Source organism: Brotocaccenecus cirricatena (genome assembly GCF_020687045.1).
In the GTDB taxonomy this organism is placed as follows: domain Bacteria; phylum Bacillota; class Clostridia; order Oscillospirales; family Oscillospiraceae; genus Vescimonas; species Vescimonas cirricatena.
The window spans coordinates 1-11984 of sequence record NZ_JAJEPW010000072.1 but is presented as its reverse complement, the minus strand read 5'-3'; the positions used below and the strand labels follow the sequence as shown (position 1 = coordinate 11984).

Genomic DNA, 11984 nt, shown 5'->3' with positions numbered 1-11984 from the left:
GGCCCCTGACCGGGGCCGCCCGTTTTCTGCAATTTATGCCTGCCGGTCCGTCTGGATCAGCAGCTTCAGGGCCTCCACGCCCACCTCCACGGCGGAGGTGGTGTCCTCGCTCATGTCCTGGTCCAGTCCGGCGGCCTCCCGCTCCTGGTTCCAGATCACATGGAAGCAGCTGCCGCAGCGGCAGCCCAGGGCGTCGGCCACCACAAACAGGGCGGCGCTTTCCATTTCGCTGGCCTTCACGTGCAGGCGCTTCCAGGCCTCCCACTTGTTCAGCAGCTCATAGGACACCGGCATTCTGGCGGGGCTGTGCTGGCCATAGAAGGCGTCCTTGCACTGGACCACGCCGGTTTTCAGGGACTTGCCCAGGTTTTTGGCGGCCTGTACCAGGGCGCAGGTGACGTCGAAATTGGCCACGGCCGGGTACTCAATGGGGGCATACTCCCGGCTGGTGTGCTCAAAGCGGATGGCCCCGGTGGCCACCACCACGTCGCCGGAGCGCACGTCCAGGTCGATGCCGCCGCAGGTGCCCACCCGGATGAAGGTATCCGCGCCGATGTTGTGCAGCTCCTCCATGGCGATGGAGGCGGAGGGGCCGCCGATGCCGGTGGAGCAGACGGAGACCTTTTCCCCCAGCAGGGTGCCGGTATAGATGGTGAATTCGCGGTTCTGGGCCACAAAATGGGCGTCGTCGAACAGGGCCGCGATCTTTTCGCAGCGGCCGGGGTCGCCGGGCAGGATGACGTAACGGCCCACGTCGCCCTCCACGCAGTGGATATGGAACTGTTTGTCCAGCTTTTGCATAGCTGCGCCTCCTTGATAAATGATCCGTGTGATGCCGTCATTATATCACAGGAAGCTGCCGGGTGCAAATAAAATGCCGGGGCGGGTGCTTATACGTTGCCGTACATAAACAGGTCGCACTTGATCATGCCGTTATAGAGCTTGCGCTTCTTCTTGGCCTGGTGGCCGAAGGTGCGCTCAAACTCCGTGTGGCTGCTGAGGACCAGGGTCCGCCAGGTATCCGGCAGACGCTCCCACATTTTGCCGAAGTCCCGGTACAGGGCCTCAGCCTCCTGCCGCTCCAGCAGCCGCTCGCCGTAGGGGGGATTGGTCACCAGCTGGCCATAGGTGTCGTCCCGGCGGAAATTCCGCATATCCGCCACCTCGAAGCGCACCACGTCCTCCACCCCGGCCTTCCGGGCGTTGTCCCGGGCGATGGCCACGGCCCGGGGGTCCACGTCGCCGCCCCAGATGTCGTACCGGCCGTGGAACTCCTTGTCCATGGCCTCTCCGGCGGCGGTCAGCCAGTCCCCGGAGGGCACAAAGCCCCAGCGCTGGGCGTCGAAGCTGCGGTCCAGGCCCGGGGCCCGGTTCATGGCGATCAGCGCCGCCTCGATGCAGATGGTGCCGCTGCCGCAGAAGGGGTCGCAGAAGGGGTCCCGGCCCCGGAAGCGGGACAGGGTCACCATGGCCGCCGCCAGCGTCTCCCGCAGGGGGGCCTCCACGCCCACGGCCCGATAGCCCCGCTTGTACAGGCCCTCCCCGGAGCTGTCCAGGCAGATCATGGCCTCGTCCTTGAACAGGGAGAACCGCACCTGATACTTGACCCCGTCCTCCGGGAACTGCTCCAGGCCGTAGTGGGCCTTCATCCGCTCCACCATGGCCTTTTTGATGATGGACTGGCAGGCGGGCACCGCGTGCAGCTGGGAGGAGATGGAGTAGCCCTTCACCGGGAAGGCCGCGTCCCGGGGCAGATACTCCTCCCAGGGGATGGCCCGGGTGCCCTGAAACAGCTCCTCAAAGCTGCGGGCCGGGAACCGGCCCAGCACCAGCAGCACCCGCGCCCCGCAGCGCAGGTTGATGTTCAGCCGCGCCAGGTCGGACAGTTCTCCCCGGCACAGCACCCGGCCGTTTTCCACCTGCACGTCCTTCAAGCCCAGCCGCCGGATCTCGTCGCCCACCAATTTTTCCAGCCCCAGCAGGCAGGGCACCATAAATGTATGCATATTGCACCTCGTTTCGTGATTTGGGGTCATTGCAGCATGTCCAGCAGCTGCTCCGGGGTGTCCGCCACCAGGGGCGCGCCTGCGGCCTCCAGAGCCGCCCGGCCCCGGAACCCCCAGGCCACGCCGATCATGTCCAGCCCGGCGTTCCGGGCGGTGGCCACGTCCACCTCGCTGTCGCCTACATACAGAGTCTCCTCCGGGGCCGCGTGAAGCTGGTCCAGAGCCGCCCGGACCATATCCGGGGCGGGCTTGGAGGCGATGCCCTCCCGCTGGCCCATGGCCCCGTCCAGCTCCGGGAAGAACCGGGCCGCCAGGGTCCGGGTGGTCCGGTCCGGCTTGTTGGACACCACCGCCGTCCGCACGCCTGCCTGCCGCAGCCGCTCCAGCAGCGGCCCGATGCCGTCATAGGGACGGGTCTCCACGCAGTTGTGGGCCTGGTAATAGGCCCGGTAGTCCGCCAGGATTTCCGCCTCCCGGTCCGGGTCCACCCCCTGGGGCAGGGCCCGGTGAATCAGTGGTCCCGCGCCGTTGCCCACGAACCGGCGCACCTCCTCTAAGGTCCGGGTGGGATAGCCGTATTTTTCCAGGATGTAGTTCACCGCCGCCTGCATATCCGTCAGGGTGTCCAGCAGTGTTCCGTCCATATCAAATAAAATCGCCTGATATTTCATGTTATTTACTCCTTATTGGCAGCCGGGGCCGGTTTCTTCCCGGCGGGCCGGGGCAGCTTCCGCAGCAGCCCCTCTGTCTGATTTTTCCGCACAGGACTCATCTCTTTCCGATTTTTCTCGTTCTCCGTCTTTTGGAGTATACCACGCCGCCGGGCATCCGTAAAGCCGGGCGGCGAAAATTTCGTCCTTGGCCGGGCCCGGCATTTTACCGGGATTTTACAAAACACGCCTTTCCGGCTTTACATCCGGCCCGTATCCTATGAACTGTACCGAGGATATCCAAAATCCGTTGAATCGAAAGGAGATTCTGAAAAAATGAAAAGGTTTCTTTCCATGGCCCTGTGCATCGTCATGGTGCTGGGCATCCTGGCCGGCTGCGGCCAGAAGGGCAATGACACCCCTAAGAACGACGATAACAGCACCGCTCTCTCCGGCTCCGTGTCCACCAACGGCTCCACCTCTATGGACAAGGTCATCGGCGCTCTGAAGGAGCAGTTCACCGCCGACAACCCCGGCGTCACCGTCACCTATGATCCCACCGGCTCCGGCGCCGGCATCGAGGCCGTGAAGAACGGCTCCGCCGATATCGGCCTGGCCTCCCGGGCCCTGAAGGACCAGGAGAAGTCCGCCGGTCTCCAGGAGACCACCGTGGCCCTGGACGGCATCGCCATCATCGTCAACGCCGGCAGCAAGGTTGCCGATCTGACCGTTCAGCAGATCGCCGACATCTTCACCGGCAAGATCACCGACTGGAGCGAGGTGGGGGGCGACCCCGGCGCCATCTCCTGCATCGGCCGTGAGTCCGGCAGCGGCACCCGGGACGGTTTCGAGTCCATCACCGATACCAAGGATGCCTGCAAGCTGGACCAGGAGCTGACCTCCACCGGCGGCGTCATTGAGGCCGTTGCCGGCAACCCCAACGCCATCGGCTACGCATCTCTGTCCGCCGTGGAAGGCAAGTCCACTGTCAAGGCCCTCACCGTGGGCGGTGTGGCCTGCACCGAAGCCACCGTCCTGGACGGCAGCTATGAAATCCAGCGTCCCTTTGTGCTGGTGACCAAGCAGGGCGTGACTCTCTCCGCCGCCGCTCAGGCTTTCTTCGACTTCGCCACCTCCTCCGCCGCTTCCGACCTCATCAAGAACGCCGGTGCGGTGCCCGTGGCCAAGTAACCATCCCCGGGAGACCTCCCCTGACCCGTTATCCCGGGCCAGGGGCCTTTCCCGTTCCGGACCAGAAAGGAACCGACTATGCGTTCAAAGAATACAGGGGCCCGCAAGGCCCTGGAAACCGTGATCCATCTGATCTTCCTGCTGTGCGGCATCGTGGCCGTGGGCTTCGTGCTGGTCATCAGCGTGTATCTGATCCTCTCGGGCCTGCCCGCCATCCGGGAGATCGGCCTGTTCAAATTCCTGTTCGGCCAGGTGTGGGACCCCACCAACACCACCACCGGGGCCCAGTACGGCATTCTTCCCTTCATCCTCACCTCCATATACGGCACCGCCGGGGCCATGGTCATCGGCGTGCCCATCGGCCTGATGACGGCCATCTTCCTCTCCAAGCTGGCCCCGCCCAGGGCCGCCGCCGTGATCCGCACCGCCGTGCAGCTGCTGGCGGGCATCCCGTCGGTGGTATACGGCCTGGTGGGCATGATCGTGCTGGTGCCCCTGATCCGCACCACCTTCTCCCTGGGGTCCGGCGCCTGTCTGCTGGCGGCCATCCTGGTGCTGTCCATTATGGTGCTGCCCTCCATCATCAATGTGTCGGAAACGGCCCTGCGGGCGGTGCCCCGGGAGTATGAGGAGGCCAGCCTGGCCCTGGGGGCCACCGCCACGGAGACCTATTTCCGCGTCAGCCTCCACGCCGCCCGCAGCGGCGTGGCCACCGCCGTGGTGCTGGGCGTGGGCCGGGCCATCGGCGAGGCCATGGCCATCATCATGGTGGCCGGAAACGTGGCCAATATGCCGGGGCTGTTCCAGTCCGTCCGGTTCCTGACCACCGGCATCATCTCCGGCATGTCCTACGCCCCGGTGGGCAGCCTGTATCAGCAGGCCCTGTTTTCCATCGGCCTGGTGCTGTTTCTGTTCATTATGCTCATCAACGTATTTCTCAACGTGTTCATCAAAAAAAAGAAGGAGGACTGACCCATGGAGGAAAAGCTGTCGCCCCGCCGCCGTCTGTATGACAGGGGGCTGCGGTTTCTGGTGTGGCTGTGCGCGGGACTGACCTGCGCCCTGCTGCTGTTTCTCATCGGCTATATCTTCTATCGCGGGGTGCCGGGCGTCACCTGGCCCCTGCTGACCAGCCAGACCAGCTATATCAAGGACACCGTGGGCGTCCTGCCCAACATTCTCAACACCCTGTATATCATCGTGGCGGCCATGGTCATCGTCCTGCCCCTGGGGGTGGGGGCCGCCATCTATCTGACGGAGTACGCCGCCAACCGCCGCCTGGTGGCCGTCATCGAGTTCGCCACCGAGACCCTGACGGGCATCCCCTCCATCATCTTCGGCCTGGTGGGTATGCTGCTGTTTGTGCAGCGGCTGGGCCTGAAGGCGGGCATCCTGGCCGGCAGCCTGACGCTGGTGGTGATGATTCTGCCCACCATCGTCCGCACCACCCAGGAGAGCCTGAAAACCGTGCCCCAGTCCTATCGGGAGGGGGCACTGGGCCTGGGAGCCGGAAAGTGGCACATGATCCGCACGGTGGTGCTGCCCGGGGCCGTGGACGGCATCGTCACCGGCTGCATCCTGGCGGTGGGCCGCATTGTGGGCGAAAGCGCCGCCCTGCTGTATACGGCGGGCTTCGGCCTGGAACTGGTGGGCTTTATCAAGTCCCTGCACACCTCCGCCGCCTCCCTGACCGTGGCCCTGTATGTCTACGCCACCGAGCGGGGCGAGACGGCCCTGGCCTTCTCCATCGCCGCCATCCTGATGGTGCTGACCCTGCTGATCAACCTGACCGCCTCCCTGGTGGGGCGGAAGCTGCGAAAGAAATGAGGCAATTTATGGAACCGATTCTTGAGGCCAAGAGCCTGAACCTGTGGTACGGGCCCAATCACGCCCTCCACGATGTGTCCGTGGCCATTCCGGAGCGGCAGATCACCGCCTTCATCGGCCCCTCCGGCTGCGGCAAATCCACGTTCCTGCGGACGCTGAACCGCATGAACGACCTGATCCCCTCCGTGAAGATCGAAGGGGAGGTGGACTTCCACGGGAAGAACATCTATGACGCCAGGGTGGACCCCACCCTGCTGCGCAAGCGCATCGGCATGGTGTTTCAGAAGGCCAACCCCTTCCCCATGAGCATCTATGACAACGTGGCCTACGGGCCCCGGACCCACGGCATCCGCAGCCACGCCAAGCTGGACGACATCGTGGAGCGCTCCCTGCGCTCTGCCGCCATCTGGGACGAGGTGAAGGACCGGCTGAAGAAAAGCGCCATGGGCCTCTCCGGCGGCCAGCAGCAGCGCCTGTGCATCGCCCGGGCCCTGGCCGTGGAGCCGGAGGTGCTGCTGATGGACGAGGCCACCAGCGCCCTGGACCCCATCTCCACCTCCAAAATCGAGGACCTGGCCCTGGAGCTGAAGGAGCACTACACCGTGGTCATGGTCACCCACAATATGCAGCAGGCGGCCCGCATCTCCGACAACACGGCCTTTTTCCTGCTGGGCGAGCTGGTGGAGTTCGGCAAAACGGAGCAGCTGTTCTCCGCCCCCGCCGACAAGCGCACCGAGGACTACATCACCGGGAGGTTCGGATAATGAGAAGACAGTTTGACCAGCAGCTGGCGCTGCTGAACCGGGAGCTGATTGAAATGGGCGCCCTGTGCGAGGAGGTCATCGCCCTGGCCTCCAAGGCCCTGACGGAGGGAGACCCCGACCTGGCCGCCCGGGTGGCCCCCCTGGACACCGAGATCGACCAGAAGGAGCGCACCATCGAGTCCCTGTGCCTGAAGCTGCTGCTGCAGCAGCAGCCGGTGGCCCGGGACCTGCGCCAGATCTCCGCCGCCCTGAAAATGATCACCGACATGGAGCGCATCGGCGACCAGGCCCAGGACATCGCCGAGATCGTCACCTTCCTGAAGGGCCGCACCGCCGAGCATGACGACATTCTCTGCCAGATGGCCCGGGCCACCATCTCCATGGTGACAGAAAGTGTTGACGCATTCGTAAAACATGATACAATAAAAGCAGAGGCCGTTCTGGCCGCCGACGACACCGTGGACGCCTATTTCCGCCAGGTGAAGCAGGCCCTGATCTCCCGCATCGCCGCCGACCCCGCGGACGGGGAGTACGCCCTGGACCTGCTGATGATCGCCAAGTATTTCGAGCGCATCGGCGACCACGCCACCAACATCGCCGAGTGGGTGATTTTTTCCATCACCGGCCGGCACAAGGAGGGATAACCCATGATCTGGTGCGTAGAGGACGATGCCAGTATCCTTGATATTGAGGTATACACCCTGCAGTCCACCGGGTTCCAGGCCCAGGGCTTTGCCGACGGCGGGGCCTTCTGGTCCGCGCTGGAGTCGGCCCGGGAGCTGCCGGAGCTGGTGGTGCTGGATGTGATGCTGCCCGGTGTGGACGGTGTGGAGCTGCTGCGCCGTATGCGGGCCGCCCCTGCCACCCGTTCCATCCCCGTGGTCATGGCCACCGCCAAAGGCGCGGAATATGACAAGATCCAGGCCCTGGACCTGGGCGCGGACTACTATCTGACCAAGCCCTTCGGGGTCATGGAGCTGGTGTCCTGCGTGAAGGCGGTGCTGCGCCGCTGCGCCAGGCCCGCCCACCTGCTGCACCTGGCGGGCCTGGTCCTGGACCAGGACGCCCACACCGTCTCCTGCGACGGGCAGCGGGTGCCCCTGACCTATAAGGAATACGAGCTGCTGCGGCTGCTTTTGTCCCACCCCGGCATGGCCTTTACCCGGGACCAGCTGATGGCCCAGGTATGGGGCACCGATTACTGCGGCGAGACCCGCACCGTGGACATGCACATCCGCACGCTGCGCCAGAAGCTGGGCCCCTACGGCAGTCTCATCCAGACCGTCCGCAACGTGGGCTACCGGCTGGAGGAACAAGAATGACCAAGAAAATTTTCCGCTCGTTTATGGTGTCCGCTGCCGCCGTGCTTTTAGCGGCGGTGGCCATCGTCATGACCTGCCTGTACAGCTATTTTGCCTCCGTGCAGGAAAACCAATTGCAGGATCAGCTGCAGCTGGCCGCCGCCGCGGTGGAAACCCAGGGCCGCGATTATCTGAACAAGCTCACGGCGGACCGCTACCGCCTGACCTGGATCGCCCCGGACGGGGCGGTGCTGTGCGACACCAAGCGGGACGCCGAAAGCCTGGAAAACCACGGCGACCGCACCGAGGTGCGGGAGGCCCTGCGCACCGGCTCCGGCCACTCCACCCGCTATTCCAGCACCCTGCTGGAAAAAACCAGCTACTATGCCCGCCGGATGCCGGACGGCACGGTGCTGCGCATTTCCATCAGCCGGGCCACCGTGGGGATGCTGCTGCTGGGGATGCTGCCGGCCATTCTGCTGACGGCGGCGGTGGCCCTGATCCTGTCGGGCCTGCTGGCGGGCCGCCTGTCCCGCCGCATCACCGCGCCCCTGAACGCCCTGGACCTGGAGCGCCCCCTGGAAAACGACACCTATGAGGAGCTGTCCCCCCTGCTGTGCCGCATCAACGTCCAGCGGCGGCAGATCGACAGCCAGCTGACGGACCTGCGCCGCCGGTCCGACGAGTTCCAACAGATCACCTCCCATATGCAGGAGGGCCTGGTGCTGCTGGATGACGCCGGGGCTGTGCTGAGCATCAACCCCGCCGCCTGCCGCATTTTCGAGGCGGACGAGACCTGCCTGGGCCAGGATTTCCTGACGGTGGACCGCAGCCGGGACGTCAGCGCCGCATTGGAGGAAGCCATGGCCTCCGGCCACAGCGAGGTCCATGTGCAGCGCCCGGGCCGCATTTATCAGTTCGATATCTCCCGCATCCGGTCCGGCCAGGACGTGCTGGGCGCGGTGCTGCTGGCCTTCGACATCACCCAGCAGGAGACGGCGGAGCAGAGCCGCCGGGAGTTCACCGCCAACGTCTCCCACGAATTAAAGACCCCCCTTCAGGGGATCATCGGCAGCGCCGAGCTGATTGAAAACGGACTGGTGAAGCAGGAGGACCTGCCCCGGTTCGTGGGCCACATCCGCCGGGAGGCCCAGCGGCTGGTGGCCCTCATCGGCGACATCATCCGTCTGTCCCAGCTGGACGAGGGGGACCCCTTGCCCTGGGAGCAGGTGGACATCCCGGCTCTGTGCCGGGACATTGCCGCCGACCTGCGGGACAAGGCCGAGAAAAGCCAGGTCAGCCTTACCGTGGAGGGACAGGACGTCCAGGCGGAGGGTGTGCGCCGTCTGCTGCACGAGACCATCTATAACCTCTGCGACAACGCCATCGGGTACAACGTCCCCGGCGGCAGCGTCCGGGTCACCGTGTCGGATGCCGGCGAAAACGCCGTGATCTCCGTGGCGGACACCGGCATCGGCATCGCCCCGGAGCACCAGTCCCGGATCTTCGAGCGGTTTTACCGGGTGGATAAGAGCCACTCCAAGGCCTCCGGCGGCACCGGCCTGGGCCTGTCCATCGTGAAGCACGCCGTGGCCTATCACCACGGAACCGTGCAGCTGGAGAGCCAGCCCGGCAAGGGCACCACCATTACCGTCACCATTCCCAGGAAGCAATCCTGAAATATCCCCGGCTTGGCCGAAAAGCGAAGGCTTTTCGGCCAAGCTGAAACGCTGTTAAGAGAGGTACCGCCTATGCTGCTGACTGCCGACATCGGAAACACCAACATCGTTCTGGCCCTGCTGGATGAGAAGGACCGGGTCGTATCCCAGTGCCGGGTCCCCTCCGGGGATCCGCTGCCGCCGGAGGCGTATGACGACGCCATCCGCCGGGTGCTGGAGGGGCAGGCCGCCCCGGAAGGGGCCGCGATCGGCTCGGTGGTGCCCCGGCTGACGGCGGAGACCGCCGACGCCATCCGCCGGGTCGCGGGGCTGGAGGCCCTGGTGGTAGGTCCCACCACCCCCGCCGGACTGGACATCGCCATTGAACAGCCGGAGACCCTGGGGGTGGACCTGCTGGCCGCCGACGCCGCCGCTGCGGCGGAGTATCCCCTGCCGGTGGTGGTGTTCGACTTCGGCACCGCCACCACCGTGACGGTGGTGGACCGGCAGCGCCGCTATCGGGGCGGCGTGATTCTGGCCGGGGTGAAGCTGAGTCTCCACGCCCTGTTTTCCGGCACGGCCCAGCTGCCGGATATCGCCCTGGAGGCCCCGGGGAAGGTCATCTGCTCCGTCACCGAGGACAGCCTTCAGGCCGGGGCCATTTACGGCGCCGCCGCCATGGCCGACGGCCTGCTGGAGCGCATGGAGGAGGAGCTGGGGCAGCCCTGTACTGCCGTGGCCACCGGGGGCCTGTCCGGGATCATTACCCCCTACTGCCGCCGGAGGATCCGGCACGACGACAGTCTGCTGCTGCGGGGTCTGGCCCTGATCTGGCGGAAAAACTGCGGAAATCGGTAAATTTTATCATATAGGAGGATTCTTATGGACCAGCTGCGACAGAAAAAAGGCTTTATCTGCGACATGGACGGTGTCATCTATCACGGCAACCGGCTGCTGCCGGGGGTGAAGGAATTTGTGGACTGGCTGTATCGCGAGGAGAAGAATTTCCTGTTTTTGACCAACTCCTCCGAGCGCAGCCCCAAGGAGCTGCAGCAGAAGCTCCGGCGCATGGGCCTGGACGTGGACGAGAGCCACTTTTACACCAGCGCCCTGGCCACGGCCCGGTTCATCAGCAGCCAGGCCCCGGGGTGCAGCGCCTATGTCATCGGCGGGGCGGGGCTGATTATGGCCCTCCACGACGAGGGCATCACCATGAACGACGTGGACCCGGATTATGTCATCATCGGCGAGGGCAACAGCTATAATTACGAGAACATCCTGCGGGCGGTGCGGCTGGTGCTGAAGGGCGCCCGGCTCATCGGCACCAACAGCGACCTGACCGGCCCCTCGGAGGACGGCATCATCCCCGCCTGCCGGGCTATGATCGCCCCCATCGAGATGGCCACCGGCCAGAGCGCCTATTTCGTGGGCAAGCCCAATCCCCTGATGATGCGCACGGGCCTGCGGATCCTGGGGGTCCACTCGGAGGACGCCGTGATGATCGGCGACCGCATGGACACCGACATGGTGGCCGGTATCGAAACCGGCCTGGACACGGTGCTGGTGCTCTCCGGCGTCACCCGGCGGGAGGACATCGCCAAGTTCCCCTACCGCCCCCGGCTGGTGCTGGACGGCGTGGGCGACATCCCCGGCCCGGCAGAACAGTAAAAAATAAGCAATCCGCTTCCGGTTTTTGCCGGAAGCGGATTGCTTATTGTGATATCTTTAAGGGCGTAACCCCGGTTTAAGGATAATTTTACGGTCTGTTCAAAAACGGCCGGAAGAATGTGGTATAATGTCCATATCAACAGATCGAGGTTTCTTATGGACAAGCACGTTTTCACGGATAAACAGAAAAAGCTCATCGCCTGGGCGGCCATCGCCATCTTCCTGCTGCTGTCGGCGGCGGTGGGATGGTTCATTGGCCGCCCCCTGGTGCGATTTGCCTCCCGGCCGGAGGAGTTCCGCCTGTGGGTGGACGGCCACGGCCTGCTGGGCATGGCCGCCTATGTGGGCATGGTGTTTTTGCAGGTGGTGGTGGCTGTGATCCCCGGGGAGCCCCTGGAGATCAGCGGCGGCTATGCCTTCGGGGCCCTGCGGGGCAGCGTGCTGTGTCTGCTGGGGGGGGTTCTGGGCAGCGTGGCGGTGTTTGCCCTGGTGCGGCGGTTCGGCCGGGAGCTGGTGGAGATCTTCTTCCCCCGGGAGAAGCTGGAGAAGCTGAAATTCCTGCAAAGCTCCCCCAAGCGGGACGCCCTGTTCTGGCTGATATTCACCGTGCCGGGCACCCCCAAGGACCTGCTGTGCTACTTCGCCGGGCTGACGGACCTGTCCTGGGGCAAGTGGCTGCTGCTGTGCACCGTGGGGCGTCTGCCCTCGGTGCTGACCTCCACCATCGGCGGCAGCGCCCTGGGGGTGAAGGACTATCAGTTTGCCATCCTGGTTTTCGCCGTGACCCTGGCGGTGTCCGGTGTGGGGCTGCTGATTTATCGGGCCGTCTGCCGGCGGCATGATCGAAAGCAACAGGAACACGAATAAGCAAAGCAGTCCCCCCGCCTGGGCCCGGGGACTGCCGTTTATTGTTCGTTGG

At 64.8% G+C, this 11984-nt stretch carries 13 protein-coding genes; 10 read left to right on the top strand and 3 right to left on the bottom strand.

Annotation, left to right across the window (positions count from 1 at the left end):
* Nucleotides 1–33 precede the first annotated feature (33 nt).
* The 3 genes from udp to LKD37_RS15145 all read right to left on the bottom strand — a co-directional run bounded on the left by udp (nucleotide 34) and on the right by LKD37_RS15145 (nucleotide 2677).
* On the bottom strand, nucleotides 34–801 hold the full coding sequence (gene udp, locus LKD37_RS15155) for a uridine phosphorylase (protein ID WP_302929942.1): 768 nt from the start codon (nucleotides 799–801) through the stop codon (nucleotides 34–36).
* Between the two features lie 89 nt (nucleotides 802–890).
* Nucleotides 891–2006 (bottom strand): THUMP domain-containing class I SAM-dependent RNA methyltransferase, encoded by a 1116-nt coding sequence (locus LKD37_RS15150; protein WP_302929941.1) that lies wholly within the window; start codon nucleotides 2004–2006, stop codon nucleotides 891–893.
* Between the two features lie 26 nt (nucleotides 2007–2032).
* The gene (locus LKD37_RS15145) at nucleotides 2033–2677 is read right to left on the bottom strand and encodes an HAD family hydrolase (RefSeq protein ID WP_302929940.1); all 645 of its coding nucleotides are present in this window, start codon (nucleotides 2675–2677) and stop codon (nucleotides 2033–2035) included.
* Nucleotides 2678–2992: 315 nt separating this feature from the next.
* Here LKD37_RS15145 and LKD37_RS15140 point away from each other — a divergent pair, with 315 nt between their 5' ends.
* The 10 genes from LKD37_RS15140 to LKD37_RS15095 all read left to right on the top strand — a co-directional run bounded on the left by LKD37_RS15140 (nucleotide 2993) and on the right by LKD37_RS15095 (nucleotide 11932).
* Nucleotides 2993–3847, top strand: a complete 855-nt coding sequence (locus LKD37_RS15140; protein ID WP_302929939.1) for a phosphate ABC transporter substrate-binding protein — start codon at nucleotides 2993–2995, stop codon at nucleotides 3845–3847.
* 78 nt (nucleotides 3848–3925) lie between these two features.
* The gene (gene pstC, locus LKD37_RS15135; protein WP_302929938.1) at nucleotides 3926–4819 is read left to right on the top strand and encodes a phosphate ABC transporter permease subunit PstC; all 894 of its coding nucleotides are present in this window, start codon (nucleotides 3926–3928) and stop codon (nucleotides 4817–4819) included.
* Nucleotides 4820–4822: 3 nt separating this feature from the next.
* The gene (pstA, locus tag LKD37_RS15130) at nucleotides 4823–5674 is read left to right on the top strand and encodes a phosphate ABC transporter permease PstA (RefSeq protein ID WP_302929937.1); all 852 of its coding nucleotides are present in this window, start codon (nucleotides 4823–4825) and stop codon (nucleotides 5672–5674) included.
* A gap of 8 nt (nucleotides 5675–5682) precedes the next feature.
* Entirely contained in the window at nucleotides 5683–6438 is a 756-nt protein-coding gene (gene pstB, locus LKD37_RS15125) for a phosphate ABC transporter ATP-binding protein PstB (protein WP_302929936.1), read from the top strand.
* Nucleotides 6438–7082 carry a phosphate signaling complex protein PhoU gene (gene phoU, locus LKD37_RS15120; RefSeq protein ID WP_302929935.1) on the top strand — a complete coding sequence of 215 codons (645 nt, stop codon included), beginning with the start codon at nucleotides 6438–6440 and terminating at the stop codon, nucleotides 7080–7082. Before pstB ends, phoU begins: the two co-directional genes overlap by 1 nt.
* 3 nt (nucleotides 7083–7085) lie before the next feature.
* On the top strand, nucleotides 7086–7760 hold the full coding sequence (locus tag LKD37_RS15115) for a response regulator transcription factor (RefSeq protein WP_302929934.1): 675 nt from the start codon (nucleotides 7086–7088) through the stop codon (nucleotides 7758–7760).
* Complete coding sequence (locus LKD37_RS15110) at nucleotides 7757–9418, top strand: sensor histidine kinase (protein WP_302929933.1); 1662 nt, start codon at nucleotides 7757–7759, stop codon at nucleotides 9416–9418. Before LKD37_RS15115 ends, LKD37_RS15110 begins: the two co-directional genes overlap by 4 nt.
* A 72-nt stretch (nucleotides 9419–9490) precedes the next feature.
* Nucleotides 9491–10255, top strand: coding sequence for a type III pantothenate kinase (locus LKD37_RS15105; protein ID WP_302929932.1), 765 nt, complete (start codon nucleotides 9491–9493; stop codon nucleotides 10253–10255).
* A gap of 24 nt (nucleotides 10256–10279) precedes the next feature.
* Nucleotides 10280–11065: an HAD-IIA family hydrolase gene (locus LKD37_RS15100; RefSeq protein ID WP_302929931.1), complete on the top strand. Its 786-nt coding sequence runs from the start codon at nucleotides 10280–10282 to the stop codon at nucleotides 11063–11065.
* Nucleotides 11066–11221: 156 nt separating this feature from the next.
* Nucleotides 11222–11932 (top strand): TVP38/TMEM64 family protein, encoded by a 711-nt coding sequence (locus LKD37_RS15095; RefSeq protein WP_302929930.1) that lies wholly within the window; start codon nucleotides 11222–11224, stop codon nucleotides 11930–11932.
* The last annotated feature ends 52 nt before the right edge of the window (nucleotides 11933–11984 follow it).

Excerpts from the sequence above, each read along its gene's own strand:
- pstC (WP_302929938.1), top strand. The coding sequence starts at position 3,926 with ATGCGTTCAAAGAATACAGGGGCCCGCAAGGCCCTGGAAACCGTGATC.
- udp (WP_302929942.1), bottom strand. The coding sequence starts at position 801 with ATGCAAAAGCTGGACAAACAGTTCCATATCCACTGCGTGGAGGGCGAC.
- pstA (WP_302929937.1), top strand. The coding sequence starts at position 4,823 with ATGGAGGAAAAGCTGTCGCCCCGCCGCCGTCTGTATGACAGGGGGCTG.
- LKD37_RS15150 (WP_302929941.1), bottom strand. The coding sequence starts at position 2,006 with ATGCATACATTTATGGTGCCCTGCCTGCTGGGGCTGGAAAAATTGGTG.
- LKD37_RS15105 (WP_302929932.1), top strand. The coding sequence starts at position 9,491 with ATGCTGCTGACTGCCGACATCGGAAACACCAACATCGTTCTGGCCCTG.
- LKD37_RS15115 (WP_302929934.1), top strand. The coding sequence starts at position 7,086 with ATGATCTGGTGCGTAGAGGACGATGCCAGTATCCTTGATATTGAGGTA.
- LKD37_RS15140 (WP_302929939.1), top strand. The coding sequence starts at position 2,993 with ATGAAAAGGTTTCTTTCCATGGCCCTGTGCATCGTCATGGTGCTGGGC.
- LKD37_RS15100 (WP_302929931.1), top strand. The coding sequence starts at position 10,280 with ATGGACCAGCTGCGACAGAAAAAAGGCTTTATCTGCGACATGGACGGT.
- LKD37_RS15110 (WP_302929933.1), top strand. The coding sequence starts at position 7,757 with ATGACCAAGAAAATTTTCCGCTCGTTTATGGTGTCCGCTGCCGCCGTG.
- pstB (WP_302929936.1), top strand. The coding sequence starts at position 5,683 with ATGGAACCGATTCTTGAGGCCAAGAGCCTGAACCTGTGGTACGGGCCC.
- LKD37_RS15145 (WP_302929940.1), bottom strand. The coding sequence starts at position 2,677 with ATGAAATATCAGGCGATTTTATTTGATATGGACGGAACACTGCTGGAC.
- phoU (WP_302929935.1), top strand. The coding sequence starts at position 6,438 with ATGAGAAGACAGTTTGACCAGCAGCTGGCGCTGCTGAACCGGGAGCTG.
- LKD37_RS15095 (WP_302929930.1), top strand. The coding sequence starts at position 11,222 with ATGGACAAGCACGTTTTCACGGATAAACAGAAAAAGCTCATCGCCTGG.